This window comes from Collimonas fungivorans, from assembly GCF_028292705.1.
GTDB lineage: Bacteria > Pseudomonadota > Gammaproteobacteria > Burkholderiales > Burkholderiaceae_D > Collimonas > Collimonas fungivorans_B.
Genome location: NZ_JAQGLV010000153.1, coordinates 1 through 18,288, shown reverse-complemented (window position 1 = coordinate 18,288; position 18,288 = coordinate 1). Strand labels below are relative to the sequence as shown.

The window sequence follows — 18,288 nt, the reverse complement described above, 5'->3', positions numbered from 1 at the left end:
TGATCATGCCGATCTTCGGCAAAGCGCTGATGCCGCCAGGTCCGCCACATCATCCAGGCCGCGACGCCGATCATCAGCAGCGCCGACGCAAGCTGGAAGTATGGTTCACTGGCTTCGGCATCCCATTGCCGGCCAAGGTACAAACCGAGCAAGGCCACGATCCACACCACGGCGGTGTGGGAAACCGTGGCCGACAAGCCGAGCAAGACGGCCTGCCCCATGGTGCCGCGGATCGCAACGATGAAGGCCGCCATCATGGTCTTGGAGTGGCCGGGTTCGAGGCCGTGCAGCGCGCCGAGCAGGATTGCGCTGGGGATGAACAGCCAGGCGTTGGACGCGCCCTGCTGCAGCAGCGTGGAAAATTCGGTCATGGCAGGTCTACTTGAAGTAGCTGTTGACGACGTCTATCAGCTGTTCCCTGGCGTCGCCCTGTCCTTCATGGCTGCCCGGATCGGCGTCGACCAGGTGCGTGCGGATATGGTCTTCCAGCACGACTGCCAGCAAGCCGTTCATGGCGCCGCGGCAGCTGGTGATTTGCTGCAGCACGTCCATGCAGCCCTTTTCCTGTTCCAGCGCACGCTCGATCGCCTCCACCTGGCCGCGGATGCGGCGCACCCGGTTCAAGAGCTTTTGCTTGTCTTTGACGGTGTGGCCCATGGCTGCCTCTTTATATAATATAGGGGGGTATACTATATGGAAGAAGAATAACTGTACAGCTCCGGCAGGTTACAAGCGGAATATTTCCCAAAAATAGCATTTTGGCATTTCGTAACGAGCTGTAAAAAGCCGGTACTTTTGGCCCCGCATACCGGAGTATCGATAGCTCAGGGCGACGCTTGATAAGCGCCCGGTCGCCCGCATATGCCATTAATCATTCCCGGAAAGCCCTATGCCATCCTAGTGCGATATCGCATCACGCAGTTTAAAGGACCCTGACCATGCAATACCTGCAGATAATCGTCATTCTCACCACATTGATCGTGGGCCTGCCCCTGACCGGCATGGCCGCCGCCAGCGACGCCACCGAAATGCAGACCACGCCGGCCGACCAGGCCGCGCTGCCGATGGTGAGCGGAGAAATCCTCAAGGTCGACGCCGGCACCGGCAAGATCACCCTCAAGCACGAACAAATCCCGAATTTCGGCATGCCGGCCATGACCATGCTGTTCAAGGCTGGCGACCCGGCCATGCTGGAGCAGTTCAAGCCCGGCGACAAGGTCAGGTTCGCCATCGACAAGGTCGAAGGCGCGCTGACCATAGTCAGCCTGGAGCTGGCCAGCCAGTAATCCCCGGAATCGCCGTCCTCAAGGACGGCGATTGACTATCCGGGCTTCCCCCGCTTCGCCGTTTTGCTGGATCACCTCCAATGAGACCTGCGGTCCCTTGCGTGGATCGTGCTGGAAGGTGACGCGAATTTTCTGCGCAGTCTCTATGCCGGCAAAATCCCTGGGCAAGATCCTGGTCACGGTCGGCAACTCTTCCGAACCGAGCGCGAAGGCGTCGCTCTCGTTCTGCTGCTCCGATGCGACGTGGCCGTTCTTGTAGACGCAGACGATGGCCTGTTTGGGGTCGATGCCATTGCTCATCAGGAAGGAGTCGTTGACCAGGAACAGCGCCGGCGGGATCTTCGCGATATCGATCTGGCTGACGTCGGGCCAGTCGTTCTTGGTGATCACCTTGCCGCCGGCGTAATACTTGGCGACAAACTGGTCGCCCATGCAAGGCAGGTGTTCGGTCGCCGCTTCGGCGTGCTGCAGCAGCTGTTGCACATCCGCCGCTTCAAATTCCACAGTAATGGACGGTGTTGTCATCATATTTGTCATACCCCGATTATCGCATTGCCGCCGGCGTTGCAGAGCCGCCGTCAAGCCGCAATTTCGGCTAACTTGTCGCCCGGCAGCTACGCCGGCAATAAAACTGCGCGCAAAGCGCCGAATCCCTGCAGCCGATGCGATGTCCTGTATTTATCCTGTATATAATGTGCGAAATGGAAAATCCCAACGAATTCGTACAATGGCTGCGCTCGGTCGCGCCCTATATCCACGCCTTCCGCGGCAAGACCTTTGTCGTCGCGTTCCCGGGCGAACTGGTCACCGCCGGCGCCTTGCCGGTGCTGGCGCAAGACCTGTCGCTGCTGCATGCGCTAGGCATCAAGGTGGTGATTGTGCACGGCTCCCGACCCCAGGTCGAAGAACAGCTGGCGCTGCGCAATGTAGAAGCGCGCTTCCACAACGGCTTGCGGATCACTGACATCGCCGCGCTGGAATGCGCCAAGGAAGCCGCCGGCGAACTGCGCCTGGATATCGAAGCCGCGTTCAGCCAGGGCTTGCCCAACACGCCGATGGCGCATGCCGCGATCCGTATCATTTCTGGCAACTTTGTCACCGCCCGTCCGCTCGGCGTGATCGACGGCGCCGACCTGCAGCTGACCGGCGTGGTGCGCAAGATCGACTACGACACCATCCACCCGATCCTCAACGCCGGCGGCCTGGTGCTGCTGTCGCCGCTGGGTTTCTCGCCGACCGGCGAAGCGTTCAACCTGACCATGGAAGACGTGGCGGTGGCGGCGGCGATTTCGCTGCGCGCCGAAAAACTGATTTTCATCAGCGAAACGCCATTGATGAAAGACGCCGGCGAGACCGAAATCCGCGAACTGTCGTCGCACCAGGCGCAAGCGGTGCTGGACAGCGGCTGCCTGCCGGCCGACTCGGCCTTCTACCTGCAACACGCGATCAAGGCCTGTAACGCCGGCGTGCCGCGCGCCCACGTGGTGCCGTTCGCCACCGACGGTTCGGTCCTGCTGGAACTGTTCACCCACGATGGCGTGGGCACCATGATTTCCTACGAAAACCTGGAAAGCTTGCGCGAAGCCACGATTGAAGACGTGGGCGGTATCCTGAAACTGATCGAGCCGCTGGAAAACGACGGCACCCTGGTCAAGCGCGGCCGCGAACTGATCGAACGCGAAATCCACTATTTCTCGGTGATCGAGCATGACGGCGTGATCTTCGGCTGCGCCGCCTTGTACCCCTTCCCGACCGAAAAAATGGCGGAAATGGCCTGCCTCACGGTCAATCCGGAAGTGCAGGCGCAGGGCGATGGCGAGCGCATCCTCAAGCATATGGAAAGCCGGGCCCGCGCGGCCGGCTTCACCAAGCTGTTCGTACTGACCACCCGCACCTCGCACTGGTTCCTGCGGCGCGGCTTCGTCCACGCCACGGTCGACGACCTGCCCAAGGACCGCCAGCACATGTACAACTGGCAACGGAAATCGCTGGTGCTGATCAAGACCCTATAAAACCGGCGCCAGTCGAACCATCCCCTATTCAACTGATCTTACAAGCGGGCCTGTGGCAGCACGGCTCGCAATATTTACAAGGAAAAACCATGGCACGCACCATCCATTGCATCAAGCTCGACAAAGAAGCGGAAGGGCTGGACTTCCCGCCGTATCCGGGCGAACTGGGCAAACGCATCTATGAAAGCGTTTCGAAAGAAGCCTGGGCCGGCTGGCTCAAGCACCAGACCATGCTGGTCAATGAAAACCGCCTGAACCTGGCCGATGTGCGGGCCCGCAAATACCTGGCGGCGCAGATGGAAAAGCATTTCTTCGGCGACGGCGCCGACGCTGCCACCGGCTACGTGCCGCCGACCGAATAAGCAGCTGCTTCAGAATATCTCTCTTCCCATCTACCTCTGTGGCAAAATAAGCAAGATTCATTTGTCCGGAGGTAGCATCCCGTCACGGCCCATGCGCTGTAGCCCCAAATCAGATTCAATGCCGATCCTTAGCCGGATATGCGCGTTTTTTCGCCCGCTTTTTCGTCCATTCATTTATCCACAGATCGGAAATTTCATGCATCTATTCCGTAAACGTTCCTGGTCCAGCCGACTACTGTCCTGCCTGCTGGCCGCCGCCTGCGGCGTCGGTTTCATCGGCGCCGCACAAGCCGCAACCGCACTCCCGGCCGGCGTCACCCAGGGGCCGTCCGCCGAAGGCATCACCGAATACCAGTTTGCCAATGGCTTCAAGGTCCTGCTGTTTCCCGATGCATCCAAACCCACGGTAACCGTCAACATGACTTACCTGGTCGGTTCGCGTTTCGAGAACTACGGCGAAACCGGCATGGCGCATCTGCTGGAACATTTGATGTTCAAGGGCACCCCCGGCCACCCTGCGATTCCCAAGGATTTCAGCCAGCGCGGCATGTCGTTCAACGGCACCACCAATCTCGACCGCACCAATTATTATGAAATCTTCCAGGCCGGCGACGACAACCTGAAGTGGGCGATCGACATGGAAGCCGACCGCATGCTGCATTCGTTCATCGCCAGGAAAGACCTGGACAGCGAAATGACGGTGGTGCGCAACGAATACGAACAGGGCGAGAATTCGCCGTACGGCGTCCTGTTCAAGCGCATACAAGGCGTAGCTTACGACTGGCACAACTACGGCAAGCCGACCATCGGCAACCGCAGCGATATCGAAAACGTCAAGATAGAAAACCTGCAAGCCTTCTATCGCACTTACTACCAGCCCGACAACGCGGTGCTGCTGATCGCCGGCAAATTCGACCAGGCCAAGACCCTGGCCTGGGTCAGCCAGGCTTTCGGCAAGCTGCCCAAGCCGACCCGCAAGATGCGCGATTTCTGGACCGTGGAACCGACCCAGGACGGCGAACGCAGCGTCACCGTACGGCGCCAGGGCGATGTGCAGATTGTTGCCGTGGCCTACAAGATCCCGGGCGAACTGCATCCTGACAGCGACGCCATGTCGTACGCCGGCACCATCCTGGCGGACACGCCCAACGGCCGCCTGCACAAATCGCTGGTGGAAACCGGCAAAGCCACCGCCGTGTTCAACTACGAGATGACCGGTTATGCACCCGGCCTGGAAATCATTGCCGCGGTGGTCAAGAAAGGCGAGCCGATTGAACCGGTGCGGCAAGCCCTGATCGACGGCGTCGAGCAATTTGCAAAAACCCCGCCTACTCCAGAAGAAATGGAACGAGTGCGCTTGGCCAATGCCAATGCTTTTGAAGAACTGCTGAACGACCATCAAAAGGTCGGAGTCGCCATGTCCGGCGCAATTGCGCTGGGTGACTGGCGCACGCTGCTGCTCGGCCGCGACCGTTCCAACAAGGTGACCTCGGCCCAGGTGGCGGCAGCGGCAGCGCATTACTTCACGCGCGATAACCGCACGGTCGGCATGTTCCTGCCGGAAGACCAGCTGCAGCGCGCCGACGTTCCCGCCGCGCCGAGCGCGGCCGAACTGCTCAAGGATTACAAGCCACAGCAGGGAATCGCCGACGGTGAAGCTTTCGACCCGTCGCAAGCCAATATCGACGCCCGCACCCAGCGCTCGCAAGTGGGCGGCCTGAAGCTCGCGCTGCTGCCGAAAAAGACACGCGGCGCAACCGTGACGGTCAAGCTGAACCTGCAATGGGGCGATGAAAAAACCTTGTTCGGCAAGAAGATGGCCTCTGAACTGATGAACGCCATGCTGATGCGCGGCACCACTTCACTGACGCGCGAACAGCTGTCCGACGAATTTTCCAAGCTGAAAATCAGCGGCAGCCCGACCCAGTTCCAGACCACGCGCAGTAACCTGCCGGCGGCCTTGAAGCTGGTCGCCAGCGTGCTCAAGCAACCGCGCCTGGATCCGGCCGAATACGAACGTCTGCGCAAGGAAAGCCTGGTCGAACTGGAAGCATCGCGCAACGAGCCCAACACGCTGGCGGCCGAAGCCATCGCCCAGCATTTCAACAAATATCCGCAAGGCCACTGGCTGGCGGCGCAAACCGTGGACCAGCAGATCGCTGCGATCCAGGCTACACCGCTGGCTGACGTCAGCGCCTTCCACCACGACTTCTACGGCGCTTCGCAAGGCGAACTGGCGATCGTCGGCGATTTCGACGTCGCTGCCGTCACCAAGGTGATCCAGGAAGAATTCGGCAGCTGGAAAAGCGCAGCGCCTTACCAGCGTGTGATCCGCCAGAATTTCGACGTGGCGCCGCTGCAGAAAACCATCAACTCGCCGGACAAGGAAAACGGTTTTTACGTAGCACGCGAGAACCTCGACATGCGCGACGACGACGCCGACTATCCGGCCATGATGGTAGCCAACTACCTGTTCGGCGGCGGCGGCTTGAAATCGCGCCTGATCGACCGCGTGCGCCAGAAGGAAGGCCTGTCCTACGGCATCGGCTCGTCGCTGGACATCAGCTCCGTCAGCCGCGCCGCCAGGTTCTCGGTGCAAGCCATCGCCGCGCCGCAAAACCTGGGCAAGGTCGACCAGGCCGTCAAGGAAGAACTGGCGCGCGCGCTGAAGGACGGTTTCAGCGCCGAAGAACTGGCCCGCGCCAAATCCGGCATCCTGCAGGAAAACCAGAACGCCCGCGCCCAGGACAGCGCCCTCAGCGCCGGCTGGGCCAGGCTGCTCGACATCAACCGCACCTTCGCCTGGAGCAAGCAGGTAGAAGGCAAGATCAGCGCCCTGACGGTAGAACAAGTCAACGCAGCCTTCCGCAAATACATCGACCCGGCCCGGGTTAGCGTGGTGATTGTGCGGGATGAGGTAAAAGCTAAGGCAAATGCTGCGGTGGCTGCGAAGCAGTAAGAGCTAGCAACTCCACAAAACCGCTGTCGTGCTCGCCGACTTTATGGCGAGTACGGCAGCGGTTTTTCTTTTGGTGTTGACGTTGCTTTTGAAGTTGCCGTTGAAGTTGTTTTTGCCGTTGAAGTTGTTTTTGACCCGCCATCTTCCGATTCCCTCCGCTTCAGTTCCCTTTCCGCCATCTTCCATCAACCGCATATCGATAGCCGATTTATCGCCAGGCCGATATTTCGCGCCCAAAATCGAAAAAAAGCGACCAGTCCACTTATCAAAAAAACAGTGCACACAATTTTAATAAAAATCAATATAAACAATACTTTAGGTTCATATGGAGCGCACCAAAATGAGACCACAAATTTATTAATGCAATACCAGTTAGATACAGATTGACAGCCACTTTTTGCGATCTTAAAGTGCCCTTAATTCGGTATTTCCATATGGAAATACGGAAGATGGCGGATGAGATGTCGTCTGCTTCCGGCAATCTGGCTCAGCGGCATTCGTAGTGATTGTTCGCAGTGATTTTTTTACAGCTTCGGTTTTGGTTCACAACGCATAACAAAGTCTGTGCCTTCCGGCAGCTGGTCTTTCCATGCTGCCCGACCAACCTTCTCAGGAGAGAAAATTGAAACTGAAACTCATACAGGGCCTCATGCTTACCCTGGCCTGCAGCGCCATCATGACCGGCGCCGAAGCCAGCCCCCTGATAGCAGCGAGCGCGCAAGCAGCGTCGACGGTAACCTGTTATCCAGCCTGGGTCGCCAGCACTGCCTATACCGGCGGCGCCACGGTCAGCTACAACGGCGTCAACTACAAAGCCAACTGGTGGACCCAAGGGAACAATCCTTCCACCAATAACGGCGGCTCGGGCACCGGCCAGCCATGGACCATCGTCGAAACCTGCGGCGTCGTGACGCCGCCGCCTCCACCGCCGCCACCACCACCGCCTCCTCCAGGCGGCGGCACCACACCGGCCGGCTTCGTTTTCAGTCCATACAAAGATGGCAACATCAACCTGAACTGGAACACCTATGCCATGAGCACCGCGGTCACCGGCAGCACGCAGACCGTGCTGAGCGCCATGCCAGCCAAGCTGACCACCCTGACCTGGGCTTTTGCAACCGGCGCCTGCGGTAGCGAAAACTGGGGCGGCGTATCGGCATCGGCCTTCGCGGCAGCCAATGTGCAAGCGTTCGTCAACGCCGGCAAGAAGTACATTGTTTCCACCGGCGGCGCGGCAGGTTCCTTCACTTGCGGCAACGATGCGGACTTCAAGAAATTCATCCAGACCTATTATTCGGCCAACCTGGTCGGCATAGATTTTGATATTGAAGCCGGTCAAAGCACTGCTGACATCAACAACCTGGTGCTGCGCGTGAAAAACGCACAGGCGACTTATCCGAACCTGCGTTTCAGCTTCACGCTGGCGACGCTGGGCGGCCATGTAACGCCTAGCCTCGGTTACTACGGCGTGCAAGTGATGCAGGCGATCCAGGCTTACGGCTTGACCAACTACACCATCAACCTGATGGCGATGGACTACGGCAGCTCGGCTGGCGGCAATTGCATGCTTAACAGCAGCGGCGGCTGCGACATGGGCGCCTCGGCGGCGCAATCGGCAATCGAACTGCATAACCAGTACGGCGTGCCGTACAAGCAGATCGAAGTGACGCCGATGATTGGCGGCAACGACACGACCGATGAGACTTTCTCTATCGCCGATGTCACTACGCTGGTCAATTTCGCGCAGCAGAATGGCCTGGGCGGCATCCACTACTGGTCCTTCGATCGCGACCGCGATTGCGCGCCAGGCTCGGCCTCGCCTACCTGCAATACTTATGGCCAGGCAGGCACACTGGGCTTCACCAACGCCTTCATCTCGAAACTGGGACTGTAAGCACGGCAATGCCGGCACCAGCCGGCGTCAAATAAAAAGCCCCGTTCAGATCTGAACGGGGCTTTTTTTCAACCTCAATCGATGGCGGCGCTTACGCTCATCGCCTTTCGTACATCAACCGCGCTTGACCCAGGTTACCTTGCCGTTGGCGATGCCCAGCGTGCGCCGGTCTTCCCAATAGTCCATGGTGCCCATGAACTGCTCGCCGTCGCGCTCGCCGATGCGCCAGCGGCAGCCGGCCAGCAGCGCCGTTGCTTCGCTCTCGGATTTGCCTACGAGCGCGCTGTCTTCCAGCTTGTCCGCCTTGCAGCCTTGCGCCGAACCCGGCGTTCCTTGCGGTCCGGGCACAGCGGCCGGCGTCGAACCTGAATCGGCGGCGCAGCCGGCCAGCGTCACGCTGAACAGTGCTGCCGCCGCCATATGGCTGATGTTCTGGTTTTTCTCGGTCATTGTCTTGGATTCCTTTCTGGGGATAGGCCGCGTCGGGCTTGAGGTGATGCAATCACCCTGCCCTTGCGATTCTACTATGCACCCAGGCAGCTGCCAACGGCAGCGCTTTCCCACAAGACAAGCTGCTAGGGCTTGAGCAGGTCCGCCGCCACCTTGTCCAGCAATACCGCATCGCGGTCCGCCGACAGCTGCCAGAACATGGCGCCGGCCAGGCCCTTCTGTTTCAGGTACCTGATTTTGTAGTCCAGCGATTCGACATCGTCGTAGCTGACAAATTCGCCGGTATCCGGATTGAACAGGTAAGGCACTTTCGCAGCGTCGTTCCAATAGCGGGTAAAGCCATTGCGGTTGACCAGCGTGGCGCTGATGTCGGCGAAATCCAGCTCGCCCGGCTCGACGCCGCCGCGGCCCTTGCCGTTGCAGTCCTGGTGCTGGCCGTGCAGCTGCGCGCCGCACTGTTTCCAGCTATAGCCGTAGAATGGCATGCCCAGCACCAGCTTGGCGGCCGGAATGCCGGCCTGCAAAGCCATCTCGACCGTGCTGCTGACATTGAATTCGGGATTGGCGTCGGGCCGCGCCAGCGCCGGGTCGTTGTACAAGGGCGCGACGTGGCCGGCAAACTTGCTCCATGAGCCGCTGAAGTCGTAGGTCATAATGTTGACCCAGTCGAGGATCGCGGCGACCTTGGCCATTTCGGTATTCTGGAAAAATCCCTTGTTATTGCCGACCGCCGCGGTCAGCAGGTAGCTGCGGTGTTCCTTCCTGCCGGCGCTGTCGAGGCGTTCGCGCAGCGCTTGCAGCAGCAGCGTGTAGTTCTGCTTGTCTTCGGGGCGCATGACGTTGGCAGCATCGCCGCCGGCTACCGGAAATTCCCAGTCGATGTCGACGCCGTCGAAACCGTTTTTGTGCAGGAAGGCGACGGCGCTGTCGGCGAATTTACGGCGCGACTGCGGCGTCAGCGCCACATCGGAAAACTCTTTGGAACCGGCCCAGCCGCCCACCGAGATCAGGGTCTTCAGCTTGGGAGAGCGGCTTTTCAGGCCGCGCAGCACGATGTAGTCACGCGCGCTCTGGTCGGTGCCGGAAGACTGGTCGGGGACGATCTCGCCATCTTTGATCAGCGCGAAGGCATAATTCAGGTGGGTCATCTTGCTGGCGTCTATATCCGCCGCAGAGTATTGACGCTGCTGCGACGGCAAGTAGTAAGCAACCACCTTGTAAGCAACCACTTTGTAGGGCGCCGCCATGGCCACGGCAGGCAACAGCGCTGCAAGCAGCATCGGTAGTCGCAACAGTTTCATCATGTCTCTCGCTTGATCAATATTCTAGAAATCGCAATTGGATGGCAGCGGCGGTGCCGTCGCTGCGACCGTGTCGACCTGGTGCACGCCAGTCCGGCGGTAAGCGCCGACTGCCGCGTCGACCTGCGCCGGCGACAGCAGCTGGTCCTTGGCGTGCATTACCCAGGCCAGGTCCTGCTCGTAGCGCCGCTCCACCCTGGTATCCGGCAGCACACCACTCGGCGAGAACCACAAATTGAAATTGATCGACATCGGCTGCGCCGGGTAATTGCGGCCGCCGTGTTCATCCAGCTGCACGCCGTCCAGGAAGTAGCGGATCTTGCCGCCGCCGACCTGCATCAGCACGGTATGCCAGCCGCCCAGCGCACGCTGTTCCTCGTGCACCTGGTTGAATGCGTTCCAGGGTTCCATCTGCACCGTTTGCCAGGACACGCTGTACAGCCTGCTGTGCGGATTGCCCCAGCCGCCGTTGGGCAGGTATTCCCAGTCGAGTTCGCTGTATTGCGGATCAAAATCGTGCTTGAGCGGACTGGAGGTATAAAAAGCCTCGACCACCAGGTCGCCTCCGGGACCTTGCAGCGGCGCATCGGTAAAGCGTATCCGTGCGGCGTAAGTGCCTTCAAAATATTTGCGCTGATGGCAGAGCTGCGCCTGGTAAGTGCCGTCAGCCGTACCGTCGGTGCGTGCGCTCATGCGCAGCAGCCGCTGGCCGCCGGCTTGCGGATCGTCGACCAGGCTGATGGTGCCTGGCCCCCATTGCCCGTGCTCGATGCCGGGATGGCCTTGCTGGTTGCGGATCTTCCAGCCGCCGGCGACCAGGGCCGTGGTATCGGCGTAATGAAAGTCGTCGAAAAAAATGCTGGCGCCGCTGCTGGCAGCAGCCATGGCATCGGCCGCCATCAGCAGCGACATCAGCGCCAGCAGGCGTTGAGGAAAGTATCTCATCGCGTTCAGACCGCAGCCGGCTGTGCTGCCGCCTCGGCGGCCTGCTCATGGCGTCCGATCGGCACTATGCGCGACAGCAGCAGGACCGGGATCGCGGAAACCAGCACCCACAGGAAAAAATGCTGGTAGCCGAGCGCGCCCTGGACTACGCCGCTGACCATCTTGAACAGCACGTAGCCAAGCTGCATGATGCCGGTGCCGAGCGCGTAGTGCGCCATCTGGTATTTGCCGACCGCGACTTCCTGCATGATGAACAGGATCAGGCCGACAAAACCGAAACCGTAGCCGAACATTTCCAGGCTCAGGGCGGCGCCGATCACGCCCAGGCTGCTCGGCATGGCGGTGCTCAGGAAAAAATAAGCGAGGTTCGGCAGGTTCATCGCCAGGATCAGGAAAAACATGCTGCGCCGCAGGCCGCGCCAGGCCGTGAAATAGCCGCCCAGCAGGCTGCCCGCAATAAACGCCACGGTAGCCAGAGTGCCGTACACGGCGCCGACTTCGGCTGTCGCCAGCCCGAGCCCGCCTTCAGATCGCGCAGCGCGCAGGAACAGCGGGCCGATAGTGGTGATCTGCCCTTCGCCGGCGCGGAACAGGATGATGAAGGCGATCGCCAGCCAGATGCCCGGTTTCTGGAAAAAATCGATGATCACGTCGCGCAAGGTGAGCCAGACGCCGCGCATGCCGCCCGCCGGACGGGCCACATTGCGGCCGGCCGGCAAGGCCCAGAAATGATAGACCGCCAGCAGCACCATGCTCACTCCCAGCATGCCGAAGATCAGGCTCCAGGCTTGCGCCACCGCCATGCGCTTCTCGAAATAACCGGCCAGCACCACCAGCCCGCCCAGCGAGAAAAATCGCGCGACATTGTAGAAGCCGCCCTGCCAGCCGGCGTAGGTTGCCTGCTGGGTCGAACTGAGGCTGGCGATATACAAGCCGTCCGCAGCGATGTCATGGGTGGCCGAAGCAATCGCCACCAGTCCCAGCAAGGCGATGCTGACCGCGAAATAATCCGGCAGGTGCAGCGCCAGCGCCACCAGCCCGAGGCTGGCGCCGCCCAGGAACTGGAACAGCAGCACGATCGATTTCTTGCTGCGCGCCGCTTCCAGGAACGGACTCCAGAGCGGCTTGAAGACCCAGACGAAACCCAGCATGCCGGTCCACAGCGCGATCCTATCGTTGGCCATGCCCATGCTCTTGTACATCAGGCCGGCGATGGTCGCCACCACAAAATACGGCAGGCCTTCGGCGAAATACAGCGTCGGCACCCAGAGTGCGGGATGGTGCTCGGGTTTCTCCTGGATGCTCATGTCAATCGCCGCCGTGGGTAAAGTTGCCGGTTACCGGCACCGGCATCCTGCCGCGCGCTTCGAGGGTTCCGGCCAGCCAGTCGGCGACTGCCTCCAGCGCCGCCGCGGCAAAACCGTAAGTGACCAGCGCCGGCGCGGCGATATCCAGGATCTGGAACGGATTCCACAGCACCAGGTGGAGATCAGGGCGCCAGGTATTCCTGGCTTTTTCACCGTAGCGCAAACGCGTGGTCGAAGCCAGGATCACCGTCCTGCCGTCAGCCGGCAGCGCGCTCCAGTCAAAATTGTCTTCGTCGTCGAAAGTCACCAGTTCGACATCGTAGCGGCGCGCCAGCAAGGCGGACACCGCCTCGGCCGGCAAACCTGCTTCGGCGACGCCATCGCCGGCGGCGTCGGCGCAAGCGACCAGGCGGATTTTTGCGCCGTCGGCCAGACGCTGCGGCTGGCCTGCCACGGTCAGGCCGCGGCGCCAGGCTTCGGCCATCAGCAATTCATCGGCGGGTTCGGTGAGATAAGCACCGGCCGCACAGGGATAAGCGGCAGCCAGGCTGTCCAGCCGCGCCAGCCGGGCGGCGACCGTGGCATTACCGAGATCGTCATGCTCATCGGCGGTAGCCAATGCCATCGTCAGGGACACCAGGGTTTCTTCTTGCGTGCTGCGATTGCCCAGCGCCATGACCATGTCGGCGCCGGCGGCCAGGGCTCGCACGGCCGCATTGCCGACGCCGTAGCGGCCGGCAATCGCGTGCATGTCCATGCCATCGGTAATGATGACGCCGCGGTAATCCCATTCGCTGCGCAGCAGGTCGGTCAGGATCTTGCGCGACAGGGTCGCCGGATATTCAGGGTCCAGCGCCGGGTAGACGATATGGGCGCTCATCATGGCAGGCGCCCGGCGTGCCGCCTTGAACGGCGCCAGCTCCAGCGCATCGAGCGCGCTGCGCGGCTTGGCTACCGTCGGCAGGTCGCGATGAGAGTCGACGTGGGTGTCGCCATGTCCCGGGAAATGTTTGACGCAGCAAGCCACACCCTGCTCCAGGCTGCCCTCCATCCAGGCCAGCGCCAGTTCGGTGGCGCGTTGCGGATCGGAGCCGAAGGAGCGTTCGCCGATGACCGGATTGGCGGGATTGTTGTTGAGATCCAGCACCGGCGCAAAATTCCAGTTGAATCCGAGCGACCGGATGCCGCGTGCGACCGCGGCGCCGACCGATCGCGCCAGCGCCACGTCGTCGACGGCGCCCAGGGCCATCGCCGCCGGCGGCGCCGGCAGCCAGGTAGCACGCACCACGGCGCCGCCTTCCTGGTCGATGCCTATCAAGGCGTTCGGTCCCATCACTGCGCGCAGGTCGGCGGTCAGCTTGGCCAGCTGCTCGGCGTTCACCATGTTCTGGCGGAACAGGCAGACCGCACGGATATGGTTGTAGCGCAAGAACTGCGCGGTGTCCTCGTCCAGCACCGTGCCCGGCATGCGGATCATGATCAGCTGCCCGGCGATGCGGCGCGCCGCGCTCAGTTTGCCCTGGGGATCGGATTTGCTATCGGTGCTACTCATATTGCTGCTCCATCTGTTCGAGGCTATCTCAATCGATTAATTGGTCTTGGTCACTTTGCTCAGATGGCGCGGACGGTCCGGATCCAGTCCGCGGGCGATGGACAGGTTGGCGGCCATGACATAGAAAGCCTGGATCGCCACGATCGGATCCAGGTCCGGCGTCGGCGCCAGCGGCAAGGTCAGGTCGCGTTCGCTGACATCGGCCGGCGCTGCCAGCAATACACGCGCACCGCGTCCGCGCATTTCTTCGGCCAGCTTGACCAGGCCGGCCTGGGTCGGCCCGCGCGTCGCAAAAATCAACAGGGGATAACCCTCGCTGATCAAGGCCATCGGGCCGTGCTTGATCTCGGCGCCGCTGAATGCTTCGGCCTGCAGCACTGAAGTTTCCTTGAATTTGAGCGCCGCTTCGAGCGCCACCGGGAAGCTGGTGCCGCGTCCTACCACCATGATGCGCGAGGCTGGCGCCAAGACTTCGATGGCGGCCGACCAGTCGGTTTCAGTCGCCAGCTGCAGCGCAGCCGGCAAGGCTTCGATCTGCGCCAGGAATTCTGCATCGCCTTGCCAGTGCGCCACCAGGCGTGCTGCCGCCGTCAGGCTGGTGATGAAACTCTTGGTGGCGGCCACGCTCAGCTCCGCGCCGGCATGCAGCGGCAAGCTCCATTCCGCGCTGTGGGCCAATGGCGAAGCCGCGTCGTTGACCAGGGCCACGGTGGTGGCGCCGCCCTCGCGGAAATAACGGATAGGCTCGATCACGTCCGGGCTCTGGCCCGACTGCGAAATCGCAATGGCCAGCGCATCGCGGGTCTGCAGCGGTGACTTGTATAGCGTAACCAGCGACATCGGCAGCGAAGCGACGATGCGGCCGAGGCGCGCCATGATCAGGTAGGCGCAATAGTTGGCCGCATGGTCGGAACTGCCGCGGGCGACAGTCAGCACATTGGCGGGCTGCGCGCTGCGCAGTCTGGCGCCGAGCGCCGCATAACTGTCGGTGTCGCGCTGCAATTGCAAGGCTACGTATTCGGCTGCGGAACAGGCTTCCTGCAACATGAGCGAACTAAACTTCTGTGAGATCAATGCTTTCCCCTTCTACATATACAGCGGTTAAATTGAGTTGCCGGTCCAGCACCACCAGGTCGGCATGGCAGCCGCTCGCCAGACGGCCGCGCTGCGTCAGGCCGAGATGGTCGGCGGCATAAGTCGATACCCGGTGCGACGCATCGTCCAGGCTCAGCCCGAGTCCGACCAGGTTGCGCAGGGCCTGGTCCATGGTCAGCGTGCTGCCGGCCAGGGTGCCGTCGGCCAGCCGCACGCCGCCCATGCATTTATGGACCTGCTGGCGGCCCAGCATGTAATCGCCGTCCGGCATGCCGGTAGCGGCGGTCGAATCGGTCACGCAATACAGCCTGGGGATGGCGCGCAGGGCTGTCTTGATTGCACCCGGATGCACATGCAGCAGGTCGGGAATCAGCTCTGAATAACGGGCATGCGCCAGCGCCGCGCCGACCATGCCAGGCGCGCGCGCCTGGAAGCCGGTCATGGCGTTGAACAGGTGGGTGAAGCCGGACGCGCCATGCTCCAGCGCTTGCACGCCATCTTCGTAGCTGCCCAGGGTATGGCCGATCTGCACCCGCATGCCGGATTCGCTGAGGGTGCGCACTACGTCCAGATGGCCGGCGATTTCAGGCGCAACGGTGATCAGTTTCACCGGCGCCATCGCGCTCAGGCGAGCCACTTTCTGCAAGGTCGCTTCCTGGACGAAATCAGGCTGGGCGCCAAGTTTTCCGGGATTGATATACGGTCCTTCGAGGTGCACGCCGAGCACCCGCGCCGTGCCGCTACGGCGCTGGCGGCAGGCATGGCCGCAGGCTTCCAGCGCCTGCTCCAGGTCGCTCAGCGGCGAAGTCATGGTGGTGGCCAGCATGCTGGTGGTGCCGTGCCGGGCGTGGATGGCGGAGATGACATAGACCGCGTCGCCGCCGTCCATGATGTCTTTGCCGCCACCGCCGTGCACATGCAAATCGATGAATCCGGGCAGGATGTAAGGATCGCTGTTGTGGTCGGGATCGACCTCGGCGCCGTCAATCGCGGTGATATGGCCGTCGTCGAACCGCAGGACGCCGCTGATCCAGCCTTGCGGCGTCAATATGTTGCCCTTGAGCTCGCCTTTGAAATTCTCGCCTGGATTATCCGAGTCGCCGCCCGCCTGGCGTTGACTCGTCATCGACGCAACTCCGCCACAAAGTCGTAGTAGTCGCTGCGGCAATAGGAATGCGACAGCTCGATCGCCGTGCCGTTTTCCAGGTAGCCGACGCGCGTGATGTGCAGCATCGCGGCGCCGGTCTTGATATCGGCCAGCTTGGCCTGGTCGGCGCTGGCGTTGATGGCGCGGATGTGCTGCAGCGCGCGCACCGGCGCCACGCCGAGCATCTCCAGGTAGACGTACAGCGAATCCGTCACCGCTTTCGGGTCCGGCAGGTAGTGCGCCGGGATGGTGGTGGTTTCGATCGCCATCACCACGTCGTCGGCTGTGCGCAGGCGCTTCAGGCGCGACACCACCGTGTTGGGCGACAGGCCCAGCGCCAGGATTTCCTCGGCTACCGCAATCCCGGTTTCGCGCAGCAGCCATTGCGAGCCTGGCCGGAAACCGCGCTGGCGCAGCTCTTCGCTGAAGTTGGTCAGGCGCGACAGTGGCTGTTCCAGCTTGGGCGTGATGTAAGTGCCGGAACCGCGCTTGCGGATCAGCATGCCGCGCTCGCACAATACGTCGATCGCCTTGCGCGCGGTGACCCGCGATATTTCGAGCGAATCGGCCAGGATGCGCTCCGACGGCAAGGCCTCGTCAGGTTGCCAGACGCCGCTGTTGATCTGTTCTGAAAGCCGGTTCACCAGCTGCAGGTATAAAGGCGTGTCGCTAGCAGCATCCGGCTTGAGTTTCTCTATCTGGGCTAGCATGTTTTTTTCCCTTTTAATCTTTCATCGATCAAACGCAGGGCGCCTGCTGCCGCATCTGCATGCGGCTTGACGACCAGTGCCAGCAACGGTGCGGGCAGGTACTCTCTTAAATGCGCGGCGAGGCCGCCGCACAGTGCGACCGGCAGCTGCCCCGAAGGATCCAGGGCAGCCGCAATCCTGGCGACTTCCTGGCCGGCCTCCAGCATGATCTGGCGCGCGGCCGGGTCGCGCTCGGCATGGCTCACCACGATCGGCGCCAGCTGAGCGTAACTGGTCTGGCTGGCGCCGGCCAGCCAGGCGAACATGCTGTCGCGATGGCTATCGAACTGGGCCGCGCAGCTGCGTTCGCAAAAATGGATCAGGGCGCGCGCAAAATCGCTGCCCGGCGCCCGGCCGTCCAGCACCTGCTGGGCGTGCGTGACGGCGCGCATGCCGAGCCAGGCGCCGCCTGCTTCATCGCTGGCGGGGAAACCCCAGCCGCCGACCTCGCGCCGCTTGCCGTCCGTCGTCAGCACCTCGCCAACGCTGCCGGTGCCGATGGCGATGATGACGCCGGGGCGTCCCTGATGGGCGCCGACCAGGGTGGTGAAGGCGTCGGTTTCCACTACCGCATCGCCGAAACCCGGATTCTTTGCAGAGAAATCGGCCGCCCACTGCTTGTTGTTGACACCCGCCAATCCCAGGCCGATGGCCATTTTTTCCAGCGCCGGCCGCACCAGCCCGGCGCTGGAAAATGCTGCATTGAGCGTTTCCAGCACCGCCGACCAGGCTTGTTCCACGCCGTGCATCAATCCCGATGGACCGCCGTGGCCAAGCGCCAGCAACGGGCCTGCAGACGGGCCGTCAGACGCGCCCGCGCCATGTGAACCGTCATTGCGCGCATCGCTTGCAGCGCGCACAACCCGCACGCGGGTGCCGGTTCCACCGCCATCGACGCCGATCAGGTATTCAATCATGTTGTTGCATCCATCGCTTTCATCTGCCACTGGCATTGTTCTTAATAGCGGAAACAAACTGGATTTACTTTATGGGGACAGAAAGCGGCTGTCAATCGGTCTTTAAGTGGTATCTGCAAATCCATCGGAAACACGCTCCAGCCTGGCCTTTTCTGATTAAAAAGATACGGTTTCCTACTCCATGAACTGTTCGTTGCCGACGATGCCGATCTTGGTGACGCCCAGCCGCTGCGCCGACGCCATCACGGCAGCCACCGACTTGTACTCCACCAGCTTGTTCGGCCGCAGGTGCACTTCATCGATATTGCCGCC

Annotated in this window: 18 protein-coding genes; 5 read left to right on the top strand and 13 right to left on the bottom strand. The window is 61.6% G+C overall.

The window, feature by feature from the left end:
- Both JWQ61_RS08020 and JWQ61_RS08015 read right to left on the bottom strand, forming a co-directional pair.
- Positions 1-371 (bottom strand): nickel/cobalt efflux transporter (locus tag JWQ61_RS08020; protein ID WP_304360061.1); only part of this gene is annotated, 371 nt, incomplete at its 3' end.
- A 7-nt stretch (positions 372-378) separates the two neighbouring features.
- On the bottom strand, positions 379-657 hold the full coding sequence (locus JWQ61_RS08015; protein WP_304360060.1) for a metal/formaldehyde-sensitive transcriptional repressor: 279 nt from the start codon (positions 655-657) through the stop codon (positions 379-381).
- Between the two features lie 281 nt (positions 658-938).
- Here JWQ61_RS08015 and JWQ61_RS08010 point away from each other — a divergent pair, with 281 nt between their 5' ends.
- A complete protein-coding gene (locus tag JWQ61_RS08010; protein WP_304360059.1) occupies positions 939-1,286 on the top strand; it encodes a copper-binding protein in 348 nt (115 codons plus the stop codon).
- Positions 1,287-1,304: 18 nt separating this feature from the next.
- Here the strand turns inward: JWQ61_RS08010 and JWQ61_RS08005 are convergent, their stop codons facing one another.
- On the bottom strand, positions 1,305-1,814 hold the full coding sequence (locus JWQ61_RS08005; protein ID WP_304360058.1) for a hypothetical protein: 510 nt from the start codon (positions 1,812-1,814) through the stop codon (positions 1,305-1,307).
- A gap of 173 nt (positions 1,815-1,987) precedes the next feature.
- Here JWQ61_RS08005 and argA point away from each other — a divergent pair, with 173 nt between their 5' ends.
- From argA to JWQ61_RS07985, 4 genes are all read left to right on the top strand, one after another.
- Complete coding sequence (gene argA / locus JWQ61_RS08000) at positions 1,988-3,298, top strand: amino-acid N-acetyltransferase (RefSeq protein ID WP_041743556.1); 1,311 nt, start codon at positions 1,988-1,990, stop codon at positions 3,296-3,298.
- Positions 3,299-3,387: 89 nt separating this feature from the next.
- On the top strand, positions 3,388-3,660 hold the full coding sequence (locus JWQ61_RS07995) for an oxidative damage protection protein (RefSeq protein WP_038487255.1): 273 nt from the start codon (positions 3,388-3,390) through the stop codon (positions 3,658-3,660).
- 196 nt (positions 3,661-3,856) lie between these two features.
- Positions 3,857-6,619 carry a pitrilysin family protein gene (locus JWQ61_RS07990; protein ID WP_304360057.1) on the top strand — a complete coding sequence of 921 codons (2,763 nt, stop codon included), beginning with the start codon at positions 3,857-3,859 and terminating at the stop codon, positions 6,617-6,619.
- Positions 6,620-7,241: 622 nt separating this feature from the next.
- A complete protein-coding gene (locus tag JWQ61_RS07985; RefSeq protein ID WP_274377016.1) occupies positions 7,242-8,513 on the top strand; it encodes a glycosyl hydrolase family 18 protein in 1,272 nt (423 codons plus the stop codon).
- Positions 8,514-8,627: 114 nt separating this feature from the next.
- Here JWQ61_RS07985 and JWQ61_RS07980 read toward each other — a convergent pair whose 3' ends face one another.
- From JWQ61_RS07980 to JWQ61_RS07935, 10 genes are all read right to left on the bottom strand, one after another.
- Positions 8,628-8,963, bottom strand: a complete 336-nt coding sequence (locus JWQ61_RS07980; RefSeq protein ID WP_304360056.1) for a hypothetical protein — start codon at positions 8,961-8,963, stop codon at positions 8,628-8,630.
- Between the two features lie 125 nt (positions 8,964-9,088).
- Positions 9,089-10,267 (bottom strand): glycoside hydrolase family 18 protein, encoded by a 1,179-nt coding sequence (locus tag JWQ61_RS07975; RefSeq protein WP_304360055.1) that lies wholly within the window; start codon positions 10,265-10,267, stop codon positions 9,089-9,091.
- A 21-nt stretch (positions 10,268-10,288) separates the two neighbouring features.
- Complete coding sequence (locus JWQ61_RS07970; RefSeq protein ID WP_304360054.1) at positions 10,289-11,209, bottom strand: glycoside hydrolase family 16 protein; 921 nt, start codon at positions 11,207-11,209, stop codon at positions 10,289-10,291.
- A 5-nt stretch (positions 11,210-11,214) separates the two neighbouring features.
- The gene (locus JWQ61_RS07965; RefSeq protein WP_304360053.1) at positions 11,215-12,516 is read right to left on the bottom strand and encodes an MFS transporter; all 1,302 of its coding nucleotides are present in this window, start codon (positions 12,514-12,516) and stop codon (positions 11,215-11,217) included.
- Between the two features lies 1 nt (position 12,517).
- On the bottom strand, positions 12,518-14,068 hold the full coding sequence (gene nagZ, locus JWQ61_RS07960; protein ID WP_304360052.1) for a beta-N-acetylhexosaminidase: 1,551 nt from the start codon (positions 14,066-14,068) through the stop codon (positions 12,518-12,520).
- A gap of 36 nt (positions 14,069-14,104) precedes the next feature.
- A complete protein-coding gene (locus JWQ61_RS07955; RefSeq protein ID WP_304360051.1) occupies positions 14,105-15,115 on the bottom strand; it encodes an SIS domain-containing protein in 1,011 nt (336 codons plus the stop codon).
- 7 nt (positions 15,116-15,122) lie between these two features.
- Positions 15,123-16,289 carry an N-acetylglucosamine-6-phosphate deacetylase gene (nagA, locus tag JWQ61_RS07950; RefSeq protein ID WP_304360050.1) on the bottom strand — a complete coding sequence of 389 codons (1,167 nt, stop codon included), beginning with the start codon at positions 16,287-16,289 and terminating at the stop codon, positions 15,123-15,125.
- A complete protein-coding gene (locus tag JWQ61_RS07945; protein ID WP_304360049.1) occupies positions 16,286-17,020 on the bottom strand; it encodes a GntR family transcriptional regulator in 735 nt (244 codons plus the stop codon). Before JWQ61_RS07945 ends, nagA begins: the two co-directional genes overlap by 4 nt.
- Positions 17,014-17,976, bottom strand: a complete 963-nt coding sequence (locus JWQ61_RS07940) for a BadF/BadG/BcrA/BcrD ATPase family protein (protein ID WP_304360048.1) — start codon at positions 17,974-17,976, stop codon at positions 17,014-17,016. The genes JWQ61_RS07945 and JWQ61_RS07940 overlap by 7 nt, the downstream gene beginning before the upstream one ends.
- A gap of 174 nt (positions 17,977-18,150) precedes the next feature.
- Positions 18,151-18,288, bottom strand: a 138-nt coding sequence (locus JWQ61_RS07935; RefSeq protein ID WP_369684888.1) for an ExbD/TolR family protein, incomplete at its 5' end; no start/stop codon positions are given.